This is a genomic window from Pseudomonas sp. C1C7, assembly GCF_013359595.1.
Classification (GTDB): Bacteria; Pseudomonadota; Gammaproteobacteria; order Pseudomonadales; family Pseudomonadaceae; genus Aquipseudomonas.
This window is the reverse complement of record NZ_JABFMP010000007.1, coordinates 100,409-119,525: the sequence shown is the minus strand read 5'-3', so window position 1 is coordinate 119,525 and position 19,117 is coordinate 100,409. Positions and strand designations below refer to the sequence as shown.

Here is a 19,117-nt window from a genome sequence, read left to right as displayed (position 1 = left end):
TCGATCAGGACTCCAGGGTTCCGTCGAGGGTTTTCAGCGCGCCGTACAGGTTCGGACGACGGTCACGGAACGAGCCCCACGCGCTACGGATGTGTTCCAGTTGGTCGAGGTCGAAGGTGTGAACCAGAACGCCTTCTTCGGTCTCATTGAGTTCCTGCACCTTCTCGCCGAACTGGTTGGCAATGAACGACGAACCATAAAAGGTAATGTCGTAGCCGTCTTGTTCTTCGTTGCCGATGCGGTTACTGGCGATCAGCGGCATCAGGTTAGCGCCGGCGTGACCTTGTTGCACGCGCTGCCAGTGATCGCGGGACGAAATGGTCTTGTCGTGGGGCTCGCTGCCGATGGCGGTCGGGTAGAACAGAATCTCCGCGCCCTGTAGCGCCATGCTGCGCGCAGCCTCGGGGAACCACTGGTCCCAGCAGATGCCCACGCCGATTTTTGCGTAGCGGGTGCTCCACACCTTGAAGCCGGTGTCGCCCGGGTTGAAGTAGTACTTCTCGTGGTAGCCAGGGCCGTCCGGGATGTGGCTCTTGCGATAAATCCCCAGGTTGCTGCCGTCGGCGTCGATGATCGCGATGCTGTTGAAGCGCGCGCGACCGGCGCGCTCGTAGAAGCTGATTGGCAGTACGACTTGCAGTTCCTTGGCGACTTTCTGGAAGTGCTTGATGGCGACGTTGTCTTCCACCGCCGTGGCCAGTTGCAGGTAATCGGGGTTCGGCTTCTGGCAGAAGTACGGTGCTTCGAACAATTCCTGGATCAGGATGATCTGCGCGCCTTTGGCGGCCGCTTCGCGGACCAGTCTTTCAGCGACCTCGATGTTGCCTTCAAGGTCCCAGGAACAGGCCATTTGCGTGGCAGCGACAGTAACGTTACGGCTCATGAAGCATCTCCGGGCAAGTGCGTGACGGTCGGGCATGGTTGATCCACGCCCTGGCATTGGCGACTTTATATCCGATAAATATCGACTTTAGAAGCTGATGATTTGCCTTTCGTCTTAAAACACGCACAAAACACAGATATTAATCGATATCAGAAAAGCTTCGCGGGCAAGCCTCGCTCCTACGGATACGGGGTGCGGGGTACGGGGTACGGGTACGGGTACGGGTACGGTATCTGTAGGAGCGAGGCTTGCCCGCGAAGGCAATTTCAAATTTTACAAATCTTCGCAAAGCACCTTGGAAAGCATGTCCACAAAGAAATCCACGCTCTGGCGCGACGTGACCATCGGCGGCTTGATCTTGAGCACGTTCAGGTAATCGCCGGTCGGCTGCATGAAGATCCCCAGATCACGCAGGCGATTGCACAGCGCCGTGGTTTCCTCCGTCGCCGGTTCCAGGGTTCCGCGATTGCGGATCAGCTCCACCCCCAGGTAGAAACCGGAACCATGCACCGCCCCCACCAGCGGATGAATATCGACCAACGCCTCCAGACGCTCCTTGAAGTAGCCGCCCACCACCTGGGCGTTTTCCCAGAGTTTTTCCTCTTCCATGACATCCAGCACCGCCATGCCGATCTCGCAACTGACCGGGCTACCTCCGGCCGACGAGAAGAAATAACCCTCGGCTTCCAGCGCCTCGGCGATTTCCCGGCGGGTGATCACCGCGCCCAGTGGCTGTCCGTTACCCATGCCCTTGGCCATGGTGATGATGTCCGGCACCACGCCCTGCTCTTCGAAGCCCCAGAAGAAGTGGCCCATGCGCCCGTAGCCCACCTGCACTTCGTCGGCAATGCACACGCCGCCCTGAGCGCGCACCTTGGCGTAGACCTCTTTGAGGTAGCCGGCCGGCAACGAGATCCCGCCGGCATTGCCATACACCGGTTCGCAGATGAAACCGGCCAGCTGGCGTTTCTGCTCGGCGATTTTCGCCAGGTTGTGCTCGACGCTGCGCACGTAGTCCGGCGCGCTGTCCGGGCCGCGGAATTCGCCGCGATAGGTGTTCGGCGCCACCACCGGATGCACCCAGTCCGGGCGACTGCTCAAGGCCTTGGGGTTGTCGGCGATCGACGTCGACACGGCGTCCGCGCCCACGGTCCAGCCGTGATAGGCCTCCAGCACGCTGACAATGTCGCGCCCGCCGCTGTAGGCCCAGGCCAGACGGATCGCCAGGTCATTGGCCTCGCTGCCGCTGTTGACCAGGAACACGCGGTCCATGGAATCCGGCGCCAGTTTCAGCAAGCGCTCGGAAAACTCCGCCACGGCGGCGTAGTTGAAGCGCGAGTTGGTGTTGAGCAGCGACCACTGGCGGCTGGCGACAGCGGCCATACGCGGGTGACCGTGACCGAGCACCGCGACGTTGTTGAGCATGTCGAGGTAGGAACGGCCCTGCATGTCGATCAGGTGATTGCGCCAGCCGCGTTCGATGCGTGGCGGGTCGACGTAATAGTGCTTCTGTGTGCGGGCGAAGCTGGCGTCGCGACGGGCCAGCAAAGTCTGCGCGTCGAGTTCTTCTTCAGCGTCACAGGCCAGCCCCAGCAGCGCCGCCGGCGACGGGCACAGCGCCTGCCAGGCCGCTGCGCGGGTCGGTGTGCAGAACAGCGGCGCGTTGAACGATGCGTCACGGCACAACTGCACCACCAAAGGTCCGCTGACGGCGCCCAGCACTTGGCCTTTGACCAGTGCGGCACCGGCATGCACCGAAGACGTCACGCCCCACAAACGCACGCTCAGCTGCGGGCCATCCAATTGCAGCACGCCCGACGAAGGCTGGTGCACCACCCCGGCAAACGGCGCTTCGACCGCCGTGCCCTGAGGTACACGCAACTCGACGTGCAACGGGAACGTCTCCGGTTCGATGGCGCTGTCCGGCTGGGTGCGGGACAACCGGTATTGCCCATAACGACTGGCCGCCAACCCGTGAAACTTCTCGGCGCCATCGAGCAAACGCTGATCGATGCCCTCTTCTTCCCAGTTGCCGGCCTCGAAGTGATAGCTGAGCACACCCAGATCAATCAACGGAAACTCGCGCCCCACCAGGCTCGGCAGCAGCGGCGCGAAGCCTTCGGTGACGATGGCCGGCAGGTTCTGCCCGACGGCGGTGAGGATCGCCGCTTCCATCAGCGCCAGCGGCACCGAGGTCGCCACGCGGAAGATTTCCCACTCGTGGGTCAGGTTGTCGCGGCTGTAGGTGTTGCCCGGATCGATGCTGACCTGCTGCTCGCCACTGAGCACCAGCACCGCCGCCCGGGCGACGATCAGCGGCCACAGCGCCAGCAGTTCTTCATGGGTCAGCGGATTGACCGCGTGATAGGCCTGCACCGCCGGCAGGATGCAGAACGGATCGCCATCGCCGTGGTGCAGCAGCGCCGCGCAGGTCACCGACAGATCGGTGATGCGCCAGGTGCGCACCAGATCGCCGAAATCGATCACGCCCTGCAACTGCCACTGACGCTCCGCATCGCGCTGCCAGACCACGTTGTCGTCGGTGATGTCCATATGAATGGCCTGCACCGGCAACTTGTCCACCAGCGGCTGCAAGTGACGGTCGGCCTGTGCCGCCGCTTCGGCGATCAGCTTACGCTGGGCGTCGTCCTGGATCACCGGCAGCAAATGCGCGATCAGCGCCTGGGCGTGGCGCGCATCCCACTGCAGCGTGCGTACCAGGCCCGGATGGTCGAAGGCCGCCAGCGCCAGGTCCATCTCGCCGCACAGTCGACCGAAACCGGCCACCACGGTGCGGTTGAAATGATCGAGGTGAGTCAGCGACTGGCCTTCGATGTAATCGAGCAGACGCACATGCACCGCCTGGCCCTCGACCTGAAGCGACAGCAGATCCTCACCGTTTTTCGCCGCAATCACCCGCGGCACGTGCACGTCGGGGTGCTGCCCCAGGTGCTTGAGGCCGGCGTGTTGGGCCTGCAACTCCACGGCTGAATAATCGCCGCGGCAGATCTTCAGGACGAAACGGCCCTGGTCGCTGTCGACGCGGTAGTTCAGGTCCTGCTGGCTGCCCAGGGCCTGCAATTTGCCGCTCAGCCCGTAATGTTCCTGCAACAGCTCAAGTGCCTGCTGCGCAGAAACCTGCGGGCTGGGCAAACTGGCGCGATGAATCAAGGTGGCGAGTGGCATGGAACGGACTCCAGGATGAGGGTGTTAAATTTATTAGGCGCCTATATCGCCACTGCTCGAGCCGATACGCAACCCCCCGCCCCTGACTTGCCCGCCCAGCGGTGACTCGCACCCGACGACGCTTTGCGCAAGAATGTCGCCCAGCAACGCTTACTGTCGGAGAGAACCATGAATGTCATTGCCACCGAGCTGCCCGGAATTCTGATCCTCGAACCCCGGGTGCTGGAGGACGAACGTGGTTTCTTTCTCGAAAGCTTCAACGCCGAAACCTTCGCCCACGCCACCGGCGTGCAGGCGACCTTCGTTCAGGACAACCATTCACGCTCGAAGAAAGGCGTCCTGCGCGGCCTGCATTACCAGCTGGAAACGCCCCAGGGCAAACTGGTCCGCGTCATCAGCGGCCAAGTGCTGGACGTGACGGTGGACCTGCGCCGCAGCTCGCCGCATTTCGGCCAGTGGCTGGCGGTGCACCTGCGCGCCGAAGACCATCGCCAGCTGTGGATTCCCGAGGGTTTCGCCCACGGCTTCGTCGCCTTGAGCGAGGCAGCCGAGGTGCTCTACAAGACCACCGACTATTACGATCCACACGCCGAGCGCACCATTCGCTGGGACGATCCGGACCTGGCCATCGACTGGCAGCTGAACGGCGCGCCGCTGCTCTCGGCCAAGGATCAATGCGCAGCACTGTTCAAGGATGCCGACGTCTTTGCCTAGCCAAAATGTGCCCATGAGTACCAACCGTCTGCGCAGACCCCGCTGGCGCAGCCTGGCCCTGCTCGCCCTGTGCCTGGCGCCCTTGCTGTGGCCGCTGGAGCATCTGGCCGAGCGCTATTACCGCAGCGAACTGGCCGGGCAGAATCGCCAGACCCTCGACCTCTACGTGGCCAACCTGCTGGGTACCCTGCACCGCTATGAAGTGCTGCCGCAGATTCTTGGCGACCTGCCGGCCCTGCGCGCCGTGCTCGGCGCGCCCGACGACAGCGTCACCCAGGGCAACGCCAACCGACTGTTAAAAAACATCAGCACCCAGACCGGTGCCGAAGTCATGTACCTGATGGACACCACGGGCAAGACCCTGGCGGCCTCCAACTGGGACAAACACGACAGTTTCGTCGGGCGCAATTTTTCCTTCAGGCCATACTTCAGCGAAGCCATGGCCGGGCGCCTCGGGCGCTTTTTCGGGCTGGGCACCACGTCCGCCAAGCGCGGTTATTTCTTCGCCGCCGCCGTGCGCAACGGCGAAAAAATCACCGGCGTGCTGGTGATCAAGGTCGACCTGGACCACACCGAAAGCCTGTGGGGCAAAACCCCGGAACAACTGCTGCTGACCGATCACAACGGCGTGGTCATCCTCACCTCGCGGCCGGAATGGCGTTTCCGCGCAACCCGCCCGCTCAGCGAAGACGAGCGCCTGGCCATCAGCGCGATCCAGCCCTATCCGACCCGCGAGCCGAAGCCGCTCAAACTCAACCCCAACGCCTGGCTGACCCAGACCCAGACCATGGCCGAGACCGGCTGGAACGTCAGCATCCTCGCGCCACGCACGCTGATCGACCGCCCGGTGCGCACCGTGGTCGCGATCGGCGGTGCGACGTTGCTGGTGGTGATGCTGTTGCTTGGCCTGATGATGCAACGCCGTCGCCATTACCTGGAGCGCATCGACTTCGAGGCCAAGGCCCGGCGTGAACTGGAAGGCCGCGTCGCCGAGCGCACCAGCGATCTGGAAGGCCTCAACCGGCGCCTCAAACAGGAAGTGCTGGAACGCGAGCAGGCCCAGCAGGAGCTGGTGCGCGCTCAGGATGATCTGGTGCAGGCCGGCAAGCTTTCGGCCCTGGGGACCATGTCGGCAAGCATCAGCCACGAACTCAACCAACCCATCGCCGCCATCCGCAGTTACGCGGAGAACGCCGAAGTGCTGCTCGACCACCAGCGCACCGACGACGCCCGCGGCAATCTCAAGCTGATCAGCGAACTGACCGGGCGAATGGCCTCGATCATCGCCCACCTGCGCGCCTTTGCCCGCCGCGACCGCCACGCCCCGGAAAGCGTGGCCCTGCAACCGGCGCTGGACGACGCCCTGGCGCTGTTGGCCAAGCGCCGACGCAGCATGGACGTGGAACTGATCCGCGACCTGCCCGCCGCGACGCTGTGGGTCGAAGCCGGGGAAACCCGCCTGCGTCAGGTGCTCGGCAACCTGCTGGCCAACGCCCTGGACGCCCTCACCGAAAAAGGCCCGCCGCGCAAACTCTGGTTGAGTGCCCAATCCACCGCCGATGGCGTCAACCTGTACATTCGCGACAACGGCCCCGGTTTCTGCATGGAAGCCCTTGGCCGCGCCAGCGAGCCCTTCTACACCACCAAGACCCGCACCCAGGGGCTGGGTCTGGGCCTGGCGATCTGCGAGACCCTGATGCGCGCCTTCGGCGGTGAACTGTCGTTCGCCAACCACAAGGAAGGCGGCGCGCTGATTACTTTGAAACTGCGCGCAGGCGCACCGGGCGTGAGCCTGCAACCGTCCGAGGACCGAAGTGCATGACCATCGACAATCGCATTCAGGTCGTGTTGATCGACGACGATCCCCACTTGCGCCAGGCCCTGAGCCAGACCCTCGATCTGGCCGGCCTGAAGGTGGTGTCGCTGGGCGAAGCCCGCGGCCTGGCCGCGCAAATCGAACGCGACTGGCCGGGGGTGGTGGTCAGCGACATTCGCATGCCCGGCATGGACGGCATCGAGTTGCTCAACGAACTGCATGCCCAGGACCCGGAGCTGCCGGTGCTGCTGATCACCGGCCACGGCGACGTGCCGCTGGCGGTGCAAGCCATGCGCGCCGGGGCTTACGACTTCCTGGAAAAACCCTTCGCCAGCGATGCCCTGCTCGACAGCGTGCGCCGCGCCCTGGCCCTGCGCCGGCTGGTGCTGGATAACCGCAGCCTGCGGCTGGCCCTGAGCGATCGCAATGAACTGAGTACGCGGCTGGTCGGGCAATCGCCTTCTATGTCCCGCCTGCGCGAGCAGATCGGCGCGCTGGCGGCGACCAAGGCCGACGTGCTGATCCTCGGCGAAACCGGCGCTGGCAAGGAAGTGGTGGCCCGCGCGCTGCACGATCTGTCGAGCCGCCGCAACGGCCCGTTCGTGGCGATCAACGCCGGAGCCTTGGCCGAGTCGGTGGTCGAGAGCGAGCTGTTCGGCCACGAGCCCGGCGCTTTCACCGGGGCGCAGAAGCGGCGCATCGGCAAGTTCGAATTCGCCAATGGCGGCACGCTGTTCCTCGATGAGATCGAGAGCATGAGCCTGGACGTGCAGGTGAAATTGCTGCGTTTGCTGCAAGAGCGGGTGGTCGAACGCCTGGGCGGCAATCAGCTGATTGCGCTGGACATCCGCATCATCGCCGCCACAAAGGAAGACCTGCGCCAATCCGCCGATCAGGGCCGTTTCCGCGCCGACCTGTATTACCGCCTGAACGTCGCGCCGCTGCGCATTCCGCCGCTGCGCGAGCGTGGTGAAGATGCGCTGGTGCTGTTCCAGCACTTTGCCGACGAAGCCAGCGCCCGCCACGGCCTGCCGCCCCATGAACTGCAACCGGGCCAGCGTGCCCTGCTGTTGCGCCACACCTGGCCCGGCAACGTGCGCGAACTGCAGAACGCCGCCGAACGCTTTGCCCTGGGCCTTGAACTGGCGCTGGACAACAACGAAGCCCATGGCGCCGCCGGGACCCCGGTAGAGGTGGTCAGCGGCGGCTTGAGCGAGCAAGTGGAAAACTTCGAGAAAACCCTGATCGCCGCCGAGCTGGCGCGCTCGCACAGCTCCTTGCGCAGCGTCGCCGAAGCCCTGGGCATTCCGCGCAAGACCTTGCACGACAAGCTGCGCAAACACGGCCTGAGCTTCGCCGACAGTGGTGCCGCCAACCACAGCGATGAACTCGAGTGAGCCAACGCCCCATCATCCCTTACGCAAGAGGCCGCTGAATGAGCCGCGACAGTCGTCAACTGGAATCGATCCTGCACCACGACATTCCCCTCACCCGGGACATGGGCCTCAAAGTGCTCGACTGGCACGATCAGCAACTGCGCCTGTACTTGCCGCTGGAAGCCAACGTCAACCACAAGAGCACCATGTTCGGCGGCAGTCTGTATTGCGGCGCGGTGCTGGCCGGTTGGGGCTGGATGCATCTGCGCCTGAAAGAAGAAGGCATCACCGACGGGCACATCGTGATTCAGGAAGGCCAGATCAACTACCCGCTGCCGGTCACCGGCGATGCCCACGCCATCTGCCCGGCGCCGAGCGCGCAGGTGTGGAAGAAGTTTCTGGCGATGTATCAGCGTTATGGCCGGGCGCGCTTGACCCTCAATACGCGAGTGGTGAATGCGGGGAGCGATGAGGATGCGGTGAGGTTTGTCGGGCAGTATGTTTTGCACCGGTAAAGCAAAAGATCGCAGCCCTGTAGCAGCTGGCGAAGCCTGCGTCCGGCTGCTACATGGACAATGTGAAATCAGGAACGGGCCAGCTCCAGCAACGTATCCCGCCAAGCCGCCTTCGCCGGCAACGCCAGGAAAAACCCGTTCAACAACGATTCGCGCGGTGGATAACTGAACGGCTCACCACTCAAATCCAGCACCTCGCCACCCGCACCTTCCAGCACGCCCTGCGCTGCCGCCGTGTCCCACTGGGACGTCGGCGCCAAGCGCGGATAGCAATCCGCCGCCCCTTCAGCCAGCAGACAAAACTTCAGCGAACTGCCGATGTTCGCCAGTTCCAATTCACCCAAACCGTTGCTCAAGCCCGCCAGCAAACGCTCCTGCTCCGGGCTGGAATGCCGACGGCTGGCGACCACGGTAAAGGCTGTCCCCGCCGGCGGCACTTCACGCACCTGAATCGGCTGCGGCTCGGCACCCTTGTCGCCACGCCATGCACCCAATTGCGCGCCACCTACATAAAACCGGCCGCTGGTCGGCATCGACACCACGCCAAACACCACACGCCCCTGCTCGATCAGCGCAATGTTGACGGTGAACTCTTCGCTACCCGATATGAATTCCTTGGTGCCGTCCAGCGGGTCCACCAGCCACCAGCGCTGCCAGCCGGCGCGCACGTTTTGCGCAATATTGGCGTCCTCTTCGGACAACACGGGAATGCTCGGGTCCAGCGCCGTCAGCCCGGCCACGATCAGGTGATGCGCAGCCAGATCCGCAGCCGTCACCGGCGAATCATCGGCCTTGGCCGTCACCTCGGTATTGATGCGCCAGAACGGCAGGATCGCATCGCCCGCCTTCAACGCCAGTTCAATCACCGGCGCCATCAATGGATGAGGGAAATTCATGGCAGGAACACTCCGCGCTGGGTCAACAGATCTCGGGCCAGGTACAACGCCGCCAAGGCGCGGCCTTCAGTGAATTGCGGATTTTGCGCCAGCGCCGACAGCTCCCGCAAATTGACCTTGCTTAGCCCCATGGGCTCCGGCTCGTCACCTGGCAGGCGCTCTTCGTACAGATCGGTGGCCAGCACCACCTGGATCTTCTGGCTCATGTAACCGGGGGACAACGACAACTCGGTCAGATGCTCCAGCTGCCGTGCGCCAAAACCGGCTTCTTCCTTGAGCTCGCGTTCCGCCGCCGCCAGCACGTCTTCACCCGGTTCGATCAGGCCCTTGGGCAACGACAGTTCGTACTCGTCCGTACCGCCGCAATACTCCTCGACCAGCACCGCATGGTCGGCGTCGAGCATCGCCACCACCATTACCGCGCCATAACCGGCGCCTTTGCCGACCAGACGCTCATAGGTGCGTTCCACGCCATTGGAAAAGCGCAGCTTGAGCTCTTCGACGCAGAACAAACGACTGGTGGCGACGATTTCGCGGGCGAGGACGGTGGGTTTCTGGCGCATGCAAAGCTCCTTGGCGTGAACGCGCTACTATAACGCGGCTTTCCCGATTGTTTACGCCAGATATCTTTCTACCGCCCGAGACACTGCCATGCCTTTATTACCGTGGCCTGACATCGACACCGTCCTGCTGGACATGGACGGCACGCTGTTGGACCTGCACTTCGACAACCATTTCTGGCTGGAGCACCTGCCCCGGCGCTACGCCGAATTGCACGGGGTCAGCCGGGCCATGGCCGAGCTTGAGTTGCAGCCGCTGTTCGAACGCAACGCCGGCCAGTTGCAGTGGTACTGCCTGGATTTCTGGAGCGCGGAACTCAAGCTTCCGGTGCGCGAACTGAAACTGGAAACCGCCCACCTGATCGCCCTGCGTCCGGATGCGGACACCTTTCTCGCGGCGATCAAAAAGGCCGGCAAGCGCGTGGTGCTGATCACCAACGCGCACCGCGATTCACTGTCGCTCAAGCTTGAAAGGATCGAACTGGCGCCGTACTTCGAGCGTTTGATCAGCTCGCACGATTACGGTTTTCCCAAGGAAAACCCGCAGTTCTGGGACGCGTTGCAGGCGGACATCGATTTCGACCCGGCGCGCAGCCTGTTCATCGATGACACCTTGCCGATTCTGCGCAGTGCACGGGATTTCGGCGTGGCGCACCTGCTGGCCGTCAAAGAGCCGGACAGCCGCAAGGGGCCCAAGGACACGGCGGAGTTTGCGGCGGTGGGGGATTATCGGGATTTGATTGCAGGCCTTTGAGACCGCGGCGTCTGGTTCGCGGGCAAGCCTCGCGCCTACAGGTCAAATTTGTGATCGACACAAAACCTGTAGGAGCGAGGCTTGCCCGCGAAGGCCATCACACAGTCTGAAGCCTTACTTCGGCGGAATCCGCAACGACTGCCCCGGATAGATCTTGTCCGGATGCGACAACATCGGTTTGTTGGCTTCAAAGATCTTGTTGTACAGATTGGCATCGCCATACACGCGCTTGGAAATCGCGCTCAGGGTGTCGCCCTTCACAACAGTGACAAACACGGCGGCCGTTACGACAGGCCCGGTCACGGTGATCTGATCGTCCACACTGCCGACCCCGGCGATATTGCCCACCGCCAGCAGAATCTTTTCCTTCTCCTCCTGACTGGCTACCTCGCCGGTCACAGTGACTTTGTCGCCATCCACCGTCGCCTGTACATTCGGATTACCCAGGCCAACCTTACTGATGTGATCTTTCAACTGCTCACTGGCATTGGCGTTACCGGGCGTCAACAAATCCAGCAGTTTTTCGCCTGCCTCTTTCACAAAGCTCAAAAGACTCATCGTTTGCTCTCCCTGGAAAGTTAGTTGTCCAGACGCAAAAGCCTAGACCACCCTCGCCGAACCCGGATCCAACCCGACCAATGACGCCGCAACGCCGCAGACGATAGAATCCGCAGCTTTCCCGCCCCCTGGACCGAAGATGGACATCAAGCAGCTCAAATTCCTCATCGCTCTGGATGAAACCCGGCACTTCGGCCAGGCCGCCGCACGCTGCCACATCACCCAGCCGACGCTGTCGATGCGCCTGCGCAGCCTTGAAGAAGAACTCGACCTGCCGCTGGTCAATCGCGGCCAGCGCTTCGAAGGTTTCACCGCCCCCGGCGAGCGGGTACTGGCCTGGGCGCGCACGGTGCTGGCGGCCTATGACGGCCTGTACGCCGAAGCGGCCGCCTGTCGTGGCAATCTGGTCGGCACCCTGCGCCTGGGCGTGGTGCCGCTGTCGAGCTTCGATCCGTTGCCACTGTTGCAACGCCTGCACGCCGAACACCCGAACCTGCATTTCGAGCTGTCGTCGCTCAGCTCCGAGCAGATCCTCGAGCAATTGGCCAACAACCGTCTGGACCTCGGCGTGTCGTACCTGGAGCGCCTGGATGCCGAGCACTTCGAGTCGCTGACCTTCAGCGAAGCACGCATGGGCCTGCTCTACGATCACCGCTTCTTCAACTTCGGCGAGGCGCCGCTGAGCTGGGAATCGCTGATCGAACTGCCGCTGGGCATGCTCACCAGCGGCATGCACTTTCGTCAGTCCATCGACCACAATTTCCACAGCCGCGGCCTCACGCCCCGCCCCTTGCTGCAGACCGATGCCGTACATCAGTTGCTCCAGGCGGTGCACGGTGGGTTGTGCTGCGCGATCATGCCGCTGGACAGCGGCCTGGAAAGCCTGACCGACGACCTGCGCCTGCAACCGATCGACAACGCCCAGACCCTCGGCCGATTGGGGCTGATCATGCGCCGCAGCGCACCACGTTCAGCGCTGGCGGAGGCCTGTTTCGCGATCTATCAACAATCGCTGGCGGGCGCTTGATCGACAGCATCTATCGGTAGATCAGTAATAGCGATTAGACGTGACATGTTGTCGCGCCTAGTCTTAAACCTGATCAAAACCCTTGGTGATGCCATGGACACCCAGCGCCCTTCCTGCCCGGCGCCCGCCCTGCAAACGCCCGCGCCTGCTGCCAGCCAGACCTACAGCTACAGCGATCTCGAAAACACCGAGTCGACCAGCACCGCGCTGGCCGAGGAAGTGGCGTTGTCGATTGCCTACAACGGCATCAACCAGGCGGTGATGCTGGTGACGCCGACCGATCTCGAAGACTTCATCGTCGGCTTCAGCCTGGGCAGCGGCATCATCGAAGACGCCAATGACATTTATGACCTGCAACTGACCGCCGCGGGTTCCGCGCAATATGCGCAGGTGACCATCGCCAACCGCGCGTTCTGGAACCTCAAGCTGCAGCGTCGGCAAATGGCCGGCACCAGCGGCTGCGGGTTGTGCGGCGTGGAAGCGGTGGAGCAGGCATTGCCGGACCTCAAAGTGCTGCCCGGCGCACCACTGCCGCCGGCGCAATGGCTCGACGGCCTGCGCCAGCGCATCAGCGCCTTCCAGCCGCTGGGCCAATACAGCGGCGCGGTGCATGCGGCGGTGTTCATGAACGACCAGGGCGAGTTGCTGCTCGGCCGTGAAGACATCGGCCGCCATAATGCCCTCGACAAGCTGATCGGCGGGCTGATCCGCCGCAACATCCCGATCACCGGCGGCCTGGCGATCGTCACCAGCCGTTGCAGCCTCGAACTGATCCAGAAAGTCTTGCGCGCCGGCATCCAGACCCTGGTCAGCCTGTCGTCGCCCACGGGCCTTGCCGTGCAATGGGCCCGTCGCCACAACCTCAACCTTATCCATCTTCCCCAGAAAAACGCGCCGCGGGTCTACAGCCCTGCGCGGGAGAGCCAAGCGTGAGTCAACACCGTCAAGCCGACCAGACACCCGTTCCCCGTTACAAGCCATACAAGGGTCCGGCCGGCGGCTGGGGCGCGCTGATCAGCGTGGCCCAGGCCTGGTTGACCAGCGACAACGCGCTGAAAAACCTGCGCATGATGCTCAAGACCAACAAGAACGGCGGTTTCGACTGCCCGGGTTGCGCCTGGGGCGATTCGCTGGAAGGCGGCATGGTGGCGTTCTGCGAGAACGGCGCCAAGGCAGTGAACTGGGAAGCGACCAAACGCCGTGTCGATGGCAAGTTCTTCGCCAAACACAGCGTCACCTCGTTGCTGGAGCAGAGCGATTACTGGCTCGAATACCAGGGCCGCCTGACCGAGCCGTTGGTCTACAACGCCGAAACCGATCGCTATCAGCCGATCAGCTGGGACGACGCCTTCGCCCTGATCGCCAAGCATCTGCGCGCTCTGCCAAGCCCCGATCAGGCCGAGTTCTACACCTCGGGACGCGCCAGCAACGAAGCGGCGTTTCTCTATCAGCTGTTCGTGCGCGCCTACGGCACCAACAACTTCCCCGACTGCTCGAACATGTGCCACGAGGCCAGCGGTGTTGCGCTGTCGCAAAGCGTGGGCGTCGGCAAAGGCACCGTGACTTTCGATGACTTCGAACACGCCGATGCGATTTTCGTCTGGGGCCAGAACCCGGGCACCAACCACCCGCGGATGCTCGAGCCACTGCGTGAAGCGGTGAAACGCGGCGCGCAGGTGGTGTGCATCAACCCGCTCAAGGAGCGCGGCCTGGAACGTTTCCAGCATCCGCAGCACCCGATCGAAATGCTCACCAACGGCGACAAGCCGACCAACACCGCGTACTTCCGCCCGGCATTGGGCGGCGACATGGCGATCATGCGCGGCATGGCCAAGTTCCTGCTGCAATGGGAGCGTGACGCGCAAAAGGCGGGCGAGCCGGCCGTGTTCGATCACGTGTTCCTCAACGAGCACAGCGTCAATGTGCTGGACTACCTGGCGGTCATCGACGACACCCCGTGGGAGCAGATCGTCGAGCAGTCGGGCCTGCCTCTGGTGGAGATCGAGCAGGCGGCGCGCATGTACCTCAAGGGCAAGAACGTCATCATGTGCTGGGCGATGGGCATCACTCAGCATCGCCATTCGGTGGCGACCATCCAGGAAATCGCCAACCTGATGCTGCTGCGCGGCAACATCGGCAAGCCGGGCGCGGGCCTGTGCCCGGTGCGCGGTCACAGTAACGTGCAGGGCGACCGCACCATGGGCATCAACGAGCGTCCGCCGGTGGCGTTCCTCGATGCAATCGAGCGTCGCTTCCAGTTCAAGGTGCCCCGTGAAAACGGCCACAACGTGGTCGAGGCGATCCATGCCATGGCCGAAGGCCGTTCGAAAGTGTTCATCGCTCTGGGCGGCAACTTCGCCCAGGCCACCCCGGACAGCCCACGCACCTTCCAGGCCCTGAGCAACTGCGACCTGACCGTACAGATCAGCACCAAGCTCAACCGCAGCCACCTGGCCCACGGCAAGGACGCGCTGATCCTGCCGTGCCTGGGTCGTACCGACATCGACATCCAGACCGAAGGCCCGCAGGCGGTGACCGTTGAAGACTCGTTCAGCATGGTCCACGCCTCCAACGGCCAGTTGCAGCCGCTGTCGAACCAGATGCGCTCGGAGCCGGCGATTCTGGCCGGCATCGCCGCCGCGACCCTGGGCAACCATCCGGTGGACTGGAACTGGCTGGTGGCGGACTACCGTCGCATCCGCGACCTGATCGCCGACACCATTCCCAACTTCAAGGACTTCAACGAGAAGATCAAGAACAAGGGTGGTTTCTACCTGGGCAACACCGCCGGTGCACGCAAGTGGAACACCGCGTCGGGCCGGGCCAATTTCCGTCCGAATGCGCTGCCCAAGGATTTGCTCCACGAGCGCACCCGCGCCACCGGCAAGCAGCCGGACCTGATCATGCAATCGATGCGTTCCCACGATCAGTACAACACCACGATTTACGGCCTCAACGACCGTTATCGTGGGGTCAAGGGTCAGCGCGAAGTGTTGTTCGTCAACGAAGCCGACATCATGCGCCTGGGCTTCAAGCCGGGGCAGAAGGCCGACATCGTGTCGCTGTGGGACGATGGCGTGGAACGTCGGGTGAAGGGTTTCACGCTGCTGGCGTTCGACATCCCGGCCGGGCAGGCGGCGGCGTATTACCCTGAGGTGAATCCGCTGGTGCCGTTGGAGAGCGTCGGGGATGGCAGCCATACGCCGACGTCGAAGTTCGTGGCGATCCGGTTGGAAGCGGCGAGTGAGACGGGGTTGATTCTGGCGCAGTCGGCCTGACGCAAAAATCAAAAGATCGCAGCCTTCGGCAGCTCCTGCACGGATCCATGCAGGAGCTGCCAAAGGCTGCGATCTTTTGGCATCATGCCGGACACAACACCTTTCCAGACGCCCACAAAAAAGGCCGTTTTTTCACAAAAACGGCCAATCCGAAGTAGTAAAAGACCGGCGAAAAATCATTAAGTTCCGCCCAAAAAACAGTAACTTATGGAAATGTGCTCAAGTCGTGTTACTCGTCGGATTTCGATTGTCACGCCCATTCCAGAGCCTCAGGATCGCGCCGTCATCCCCTTGAGGTTCCTCCATGAAGTTCTCCTCGATTCTCTTGTTGTCCCTTGGCCTGGTCAGCGGCGTAGCCTCTGCCGGCGGCACCACCGAAGCAGGTGTGGGCGGCGCATTGGGCGGGGTTCTAGGTTCGGTTGTCGGCCAGTCGTTGGGCGGCAGTACAGGTTCCACCATTGGCGCGGCCCTGGGCGGCGCGGGTGGTAGCGCCGTCGGCGCAGACAAACGCAGCCGTGGCGAAGCCGCCATCGGTGGTGCGCTGGGCGCGGCAGGCGGTAACGTGGTCGGCCGCAGCATGGGCGGCACCACCGGAAGCCTGATCGGCTCCGCGGCCGGCGGCGGCGCCGGTGGCGCGCTCGGTAACTACATGGGCAACAAGGCCGATGAAGACGACGATGATGATCGTCGCGGTCGCCGCTACTACCGTGACGACCATCGTCACGACCGTGGCCACCACTATGGCCACCGCAAGCACAAACACTGGCGCCACCGCGACTAACCTCGCAGGCTTGGCCGACAGTTAAAAAAATCGCAGCCCTCGGGCTGCGATTTTTTTTGCCTTGGTCAAACCACCAGACGCTCCAGCGCCCCACGCAAGCCGCCGGGGATCGACACCGGCTGATTCGACGCACGATCGACGAACACATGGACGAAGCGCCCCGCCGCGCAGGCCTCGTCTTCACCTTGCTTGAACACCGCCAACTCGTACTGCACCGAACTGTTGCCCAGCTTGCCGACCCGCAGGCCGATCTCGATCCGGTCCGGGAAAGCGATGGAAGCAAAGTAGTCACAGGCTGAACTCACCACGAACCCCACCACTTCGCCATCGTGAATATCCAGGCCACCGACCTCGATCAGGTAGGTGTTCACGGCCGTGTCGAAGAAGCTGTAGTAGGTGACGTTGTTCACGTGCCCGTAGGCATCGTTGTCGTGCCAGCGGGTAGTGATGGGCTGCAAGTGCAGGTATTCGGAGCGTTGGGGCATCGGTATAAATTCCTGTGTCATTTCACAAATCCCCATGTAGGAGCTGCCGAAGGCTGCGATCTTTTGATCTTGCTCTTGAAAAGATCGCAGCCTTCGGCAGCTCCTACATTGGTTAGAGGTGCGCCTGAACCCACGACCTTACTTCGCCATAGGGGTAATCTTCCAGCACCGCGTACCCCGTAACCGTCCGCGCCTTGAGCCTGGTGAACAGCGGCACGCTGATCCCGCACAAAAATCGCGTCAGCCGCTCCGCCGACGGTGGCAGCCCGGTGTGCTGTTCATGCCTGTGGATAAAATCCCCGCACAATGCCTCGAAGTTTTTATCCACAAGCGCCGGCAACGCCGGTGGCTCAGGCAGCCGGGCCACCTGCCCATGGCACACCGAACAATGCCCGCATTGCTGCGGCGCATCAAAGTCGCCGAAATACTCGGCCAGGCGATAACCCAGGCAACGCTCGGTGGCGAACAGATCGAGCATGGCGTGAATCCGCGCGACTTCGGTCTGTTCATGCCGGGTGAAATACCCGTGCAGTTCCTCGCTCAACGCCGCGCTGTCGAAACCACTATTGAGCAGGCTGTAGACCTCGGTCATCAGCTTGCTTTCAAGCTCGACCCAGCCCTTCTCCTGAAAATAATCCAGCGCCCTGACCACCCGATCACGCTCGGCCTGATACTGCTCGAACAGCGCTTCGAAATTCACCGTGGCCCAAGTACGTGCACGCTTGGAGGTCTGGATGATCGCCTCGACAAAATCCCTGCGTTCGCCTTCGAAACGGGCCAGCAGCACCTCGGGCTCTTCAAGGTATTTGAATCGGTACTCGGCGTAATAGGCGTAACGCGGCGCGATGATTTCGCGCAGTTCCAGTTGCACCAGCAAGGTCTTGAGCGGCAGCTGGCGAATGTTGCTGTCGTCCGTCAAGGGCCCCAGCAAAAACTCCCACTGCCCCTCCGGCGCGTTGGACTGCAACTCGTCGAGCACATGACGGATGCCGTCCAGTTCCGGCGTGTCGCCGTAGACGAAATTTTCCAGCACATTGAGGCTGTCGCGGTTGGCCAGCACCAGGCAGTCGGACGGCTGACCGTCACGCCCGGCGCGACCGATTTCCTGACTGTAGTTTTCGGTGGATTTTGGCAGGTCGAAATGCACCACGTTGCGGATGTCGCTCTTGTCGATGCCCATGCCGAAAGCGATGGTGGCGACGATGCAATTGCACTGTCCGTCCATGAAGCGCTTCTGCAACGCTTCCCGTTGTTCGTGGGGCAGACCCGCATGATAGGCCTCGGCCGCAATGTTATTGCGCTGCAGGTGTTCGGCAATGAGTTCAGCGGTCTTTTGCAGGGTGACGTAGACGATGCTCGGCTGGCCCGCACGCTGAGTCATCCACTCGACGAGGCGCCGGCGCTTGTCCTGGCCGCGCACCGGTTCCACCCACAGATTGAGGTTCGGCCGATAAAAGCCGGTGGTCACCACGTCCTGGGCCGCGATGGCGAATTTCGCCTGCATGTCGGCGATCACCTGGGGCGTTGCGGTGGCGGTCAGCAGCAACACCTGCGGGATATTGAACTGGCGTTGGTAGTCGGGGAGCTTGAGGTAATCGGGCCGGAAGTTGTGGCCCCATTCGGAGATGCAATGCGCCTCGTCCACCACCAGCAACGAGATCGGCACCTGCTGCAGAAAGTTGCGGAAGCGCTCGTTCTTCAGGCGCTCCACGGAAATCATCAGGATCTTCAATTCGCCGGATTTGGCGCGCGCCATGACATCGCTGGCGTCCTCGCGACTCTGGGCAGAATCGATGCTGCCGGCCGATATGCCGTGGCGTTGCAGGAACGCCAGCTGGTCCTGCATCAGCGCCAGCAGCGGCGAAACCACCAGCGTCAGGTGCGGCAGCATCACCGCCGGTAACTGGTAGCACAGGGATTTGCCGGAACCGGTGGGGAAAATCGCCGCCGCCGAGCGCCCGGCCAAGACCGCGCCGATGGCCGCTTCCTGGCCGGGTCGAAACTGTGGATAACCGAAAACCTGTTCCAGGGTGTCGTGCATAAGCTGTCACTCCGTTGACCGCTGGGGAGCCCAAAGCCTAGTCGGCGATGGCAGCGAGTCGAAAAAAGGTCGGGGCAAAAAACGATACGGGATGATACGGCATCCTCACCGAGGCCACGTCGCAAGGCGTATTCGAAATCTCCTACATGACATGACGCGTCCCTTCAGACGATTTCAGCGACACGCCTGACAATCCCGCGGGAATTTTCAGCCATCGAGCTTCCCCTGTGGAAAACCGGGCTCGCTT

The 19,117-nt window shown here is 62.6% G+C and carries 16 protein-coding genes; 9 read left to right on the top strand and 7 right to left on the bottom strand.

Features of this window, described 5'->3' with window-relative positions; genetic code table 11:
• Nucleotides 1–4 precede the first annotated feature (4 nt).
• Complete coding sequence (gene aguB / locus HNO86_RS08240; protein WP_175376504.1) at nt 5–883, bottom strand: N-carbamoylputrescine amidase; 879 nt, start codon at nt 881–883, stop codon at nt 5–7.
• 273 nt (nt 884–1,156) lie between these two features.
• The gene (locus HNO86_RS08235; protein WP_175376503.1) at nt 1,157–4,069 is read right to left on the bottom strand and encodes an aminotransferase; all 2,913 of its coding nucleotides are present in this window, start codon (nt 4,067–4,069) and stop codon (nt 1,157–1,159) included.
• Between the two features lie 168 nt (nt 4,070–4,237).
• Here HNO86_RS08235 and rfbC point away from each other — a divergent pair, with 168 nt between their 5' ends.
• Genes rfbC through HNO86_RS08215 form a run of 4 tightly spaced genes read left to right on the top strand, consistent with a single transcriptional unit; the run spans nt 4,238 to nt 8,490 of the window.
• Nucleotides 4,238–4,783 carry a dTDP-4-dehydrorhamnose 3,5-epimerase gene (gene rfbC, locus HNO86_RS08230; RefSeq protein WP_175376502.1) on the top strand — a complete coding sequence of 182 codons (546 nt, stop codon included), beginning with the start codon at nt 4,238–4,240 and terminating at the stop codon, nt 4,781–4,783.
• 13 nt (nt 4,784–4,796) lie between these two features.
• Nucleotides 4,797–6,605 carry an ATP-binding protein gene (locus tag HNO86_RS08225; protein WP_175376501.1) on the top strand — a complete coding sequence of 603 codons (1,809 nt, stop codon included), beginning with the start codon at nt 4,797–4,799 and terminating at the stop codon, nt 6,603–6,605.
• Nucleotides 6,602–7,996 (top strand): sigma-54 dependent transcriptional regulator, encoded by a 1,395-nt coding sequence (locus tag HNO86_RS08220; protein WP_175376500.1) that lies wholly within the window; start codon nt 6,602–6,604, stop codon nt 7,994–7,996. The genes HNO86_RS08225 and HNO86_RS08220 overlap by 4 nt, the downstream gene beginning before the upstream one ends.
• Before the next feature lie 38 nt (nt 7,997–8,034).
• Nucleotides 8,035–8,490: a YiiD C-terminal domain-containing protein gene (locus HNO86_RS08215; protein WP_175376499.1), complete on the top strand. Its 456-nt coding sequence runs from the start codon at nt 8,035–8,037 to the stop codon at nt 8,488–8,490.
• 68 nt (nt 8,491–8,558) lie between these two features.
• Here the strand turns inward: HNO86_RS08215 and cysQ are convergent, their stop codons facing one another.
• On the bottom strand, nt 8,559–9,386 hold the full coding sequence (cysQ, locus tag HNO86_RS08210) for a 3'(2'),5'-bisphosphate nucleotidase CysQ (protein WP_175376498.1): 828 nt from the start codon (nt 9,384–9,386) through the stop codon (nt 8,559–8,561).
• On the bottom strand, nt 9,383–9,949 hold the full coding sequence (nudE, locus tag HNO86_RS08205) for an ADP compounds hydrolase NudE (RefSeq protein ID WP_175376497.1): 567 nt from the start codon (nt 9,947–9,949) through the stop codon (nt 9,383–9,385). Before nudE ends, cysQ begins: the two co-directional genes overlap by 4 nt.
• Nucleotides 9,950–10,037: 88 nt before the next feature.
• Between nudE and yrfG the strand changes: the two genes are divergently transcribed.
• Nucleotides 10,038–10,700: a GMP/IMP nucleotidase gene (gene yrfG, locus HNO86_RS08200; RefSeq protein WP_175376496.1), complete on the top strand. Its 663-nt coding sequence runs from the start codon at nt 10,038–10,040 to the stop codon at nt 10,698–10,700.
• A gap of 114 nt (nt 10,701–10,814) precedes the next feature.
• On the opposite strand, the gene lysM is transcribed toward yrfG, so the two are convergent.
• Nucleotides 10,815–11,258, bottom strand: a complete 444-nt coding sequence (lysM, locus tag HNO86_RS08195; RefSeq protein WP_175376495.1) for a peptidoglycan-binding protein LysM — start codon at nt 11,256–11,258, stop codon at nt 10,815–10,817.
• A gap of 139 nt (nt 11,259–11,397) precedes the next feature.
• On the opposite strand from lysM, the gene HNO86_RS08190 reads away from it, so the two are divergent.
• The 4 genes from HNO86_RS08190 to HNO86_RS08175 all read left to right on the top strand — a co-directional run bounded on the left by HNO86_RS08190 (nt 11,398) and on the right by HNO86_RS08175 (nt 16,344).
• Complete coding sequence (locus tag HNO86_RS08190) at nt 11,398–12,285, top strand: LysR family transcriptional regulator (protein WP_175376494.1); 888 nt, start codon at nt 11,398–11,400, stop codon at nt 12,283–12,285.
• 93 nt (nt 12,286–12,378) lie between these two features.
• Complete coding sequence (gene fdhD / locus HNO86_RS08185) at nt 12,379–13,218, top strand: formate dehydrogenase accessory sulfurtransferase FdhD (RefSeq protein ID WP_175376493.1); 840 nt, start codon at nt 12,379–12,381, stop codon at nt 13,216–13,218.
• Nucleotides 13,215–15,563, top strand: coding sequence for an FdhF/YdeP family oxidoreductase (locus tag HNO86_RS08180; protein WP_175376492.1), 2,349 nt, complete (start codon nt 13,215–13,217; stop codon nt 15,561–15,563). The genes fdhD and HNO86_RS08180 overlap by 4 nt, the downstream gene beginning before the upstream one ends.
• Nucleotides 15,564–15,867: 304 nt before the next feature.
• On the top strand, nt 15,868–16,344 hold the full coding sequence (locus tag HNO86_RS08175; protein WP_175376491.1) for a glycine zipper domain-containing protein: 477 nt from the start codon (nt 15,868–15,870) through the stop codon (nt 16,342–16,344).
• Between the two features lie 65 nt (nt 16,345–16,409).
• Here HNO86_RS08175 and HNO86_RS08170 read toward each other — a convergent pair whose 3' ends face one another.
• Nucleotides 16,410–16,829 (bottom strand): thioesterase family protein, encoded by a 420-nt coding sequence (locus HNO86_RS08170; RefSeq protein WP_175376490.1) that lies wholly within the window; start codon nt 16,827–16,829, stop codon nt 16,410–16,412.
• 112 nt (nt 16,830–16,941) lie between these two features.
• Nucleotides 16,942–18,870: an ATP-dependent DNA helicase RecQ gene (locus tag HNO86_RS08165; protein WP_175376489.1), complete on the bottom strand. Its 1,929-nt coding sequence runs from the start codon at nt 18,868–18,870 to the stop codon at nt 16,942–16,944.
• Between the last annotated feature and the right edge of the window lie 247 nt (nt 18,871–19,117).

Bases quoted from the DNA above. Each gene is read 5' to 3' on its own strand.
- HNO86_RS08170 (WP_175376490.1), bottom strand. From the start codon at position 16,829: ATGCCCCAACGCTCCGAATACCTGCACTTGCAGCCCATCACTACCCGC.
- nudE (WP_175376497.1), bottom strand. From the start codon at position 9,949: ATGCGCCAGAAACCCACCGTCCTCGCCCGCGAAATCGTCGCCACCAGT.
- HNO86_RS08215 (WP_175376499.1), top strand. From the start codon at position 8,035: ATGAGCCGCGACAGTCGTCAACTGGAATCGATCCTGCACCACGACATT.
- yrfG (WP_175376496.1), top strand. From the start codon at position 10,038: ATGCCTTTATTACCGTGGCCTGACATCGACACCGTCCTGCTGGACATG.
- HNO86_RS08175 (WP_175376491.1), top strand. From the start codon at position 15,868: ATGAAGTTCTCCTCGATTCTCTTGTTGTCCCTTGGCCTGGTCAGCGGC.
- cysQ (WP_175376498.1), bottom strand. From the start codon at position 9,386: ATGAATTTCCCTCATCCATTGATGGCGCCGGTGATTGAACTGGCGTTG.
- lysM (WP_175376495.1), bottom strand. From the start codon at position 11,258: ATGAGTCTTTTGAGCTTTGTGAAAGAGGCAGGCGAAAAACTGCTGGAT.
- rfbC (WP_175376502.1), top strand. From the start codon at position 4,238: ATGAATGTCATTGCCACCGAGCTGCCCGGAATTCTGATCCTCGAACCC.
- fdhD (WP_175376493.1), top strand. From the start codon at position 12,379: ATGGACACCCAGCGCCCTTCCTGCCCGGCGCCCGCCCTGCAAACGCCC.
- HNO86_RS08225 (WP_175376501.1), top strand. From the start codon at position 4,797: ATGAGTACCAACCGTCTGCGCAGACCCCGCTGGCGCAGCCTGGCCCTG.
- HNO86_RS08235 (WP_175376503.1), bottom strand. From the start codon at position 4,069: ATGCCACTCGCCACCTTGATTCATCGCGCCAGTTTGCCCAGCCCGCAG.
- HNO86_RS08165 (WP_175376489.1), bottom strand. From the start codon at position 18,870: ATGCACGACACCCTGGAACAGGTTTTCGGTTATCCACAGTTTCGACCC.
- HNO86_RS08220 (WP_175376500.1), top strand. From the start codon at position 6,602: ATGACCATCGACAATCGCATTCAGGTCGTGTTGATCGACGACGATCCC.
- aguB (WP_175376504.1), bottom strand. From the start codon at position 883: ATGAGCCGTAACGTTACTGTCGCTGCCACGCAAATGGCCTGTTCCTGG.
- HNO86_RS08190 (WP_175376494.1), top strand. From the start codon at position 11,398: ATGGACATCAAGCAGCTCAAATTCCTCATCGCTCTGGATGAAACCCGG.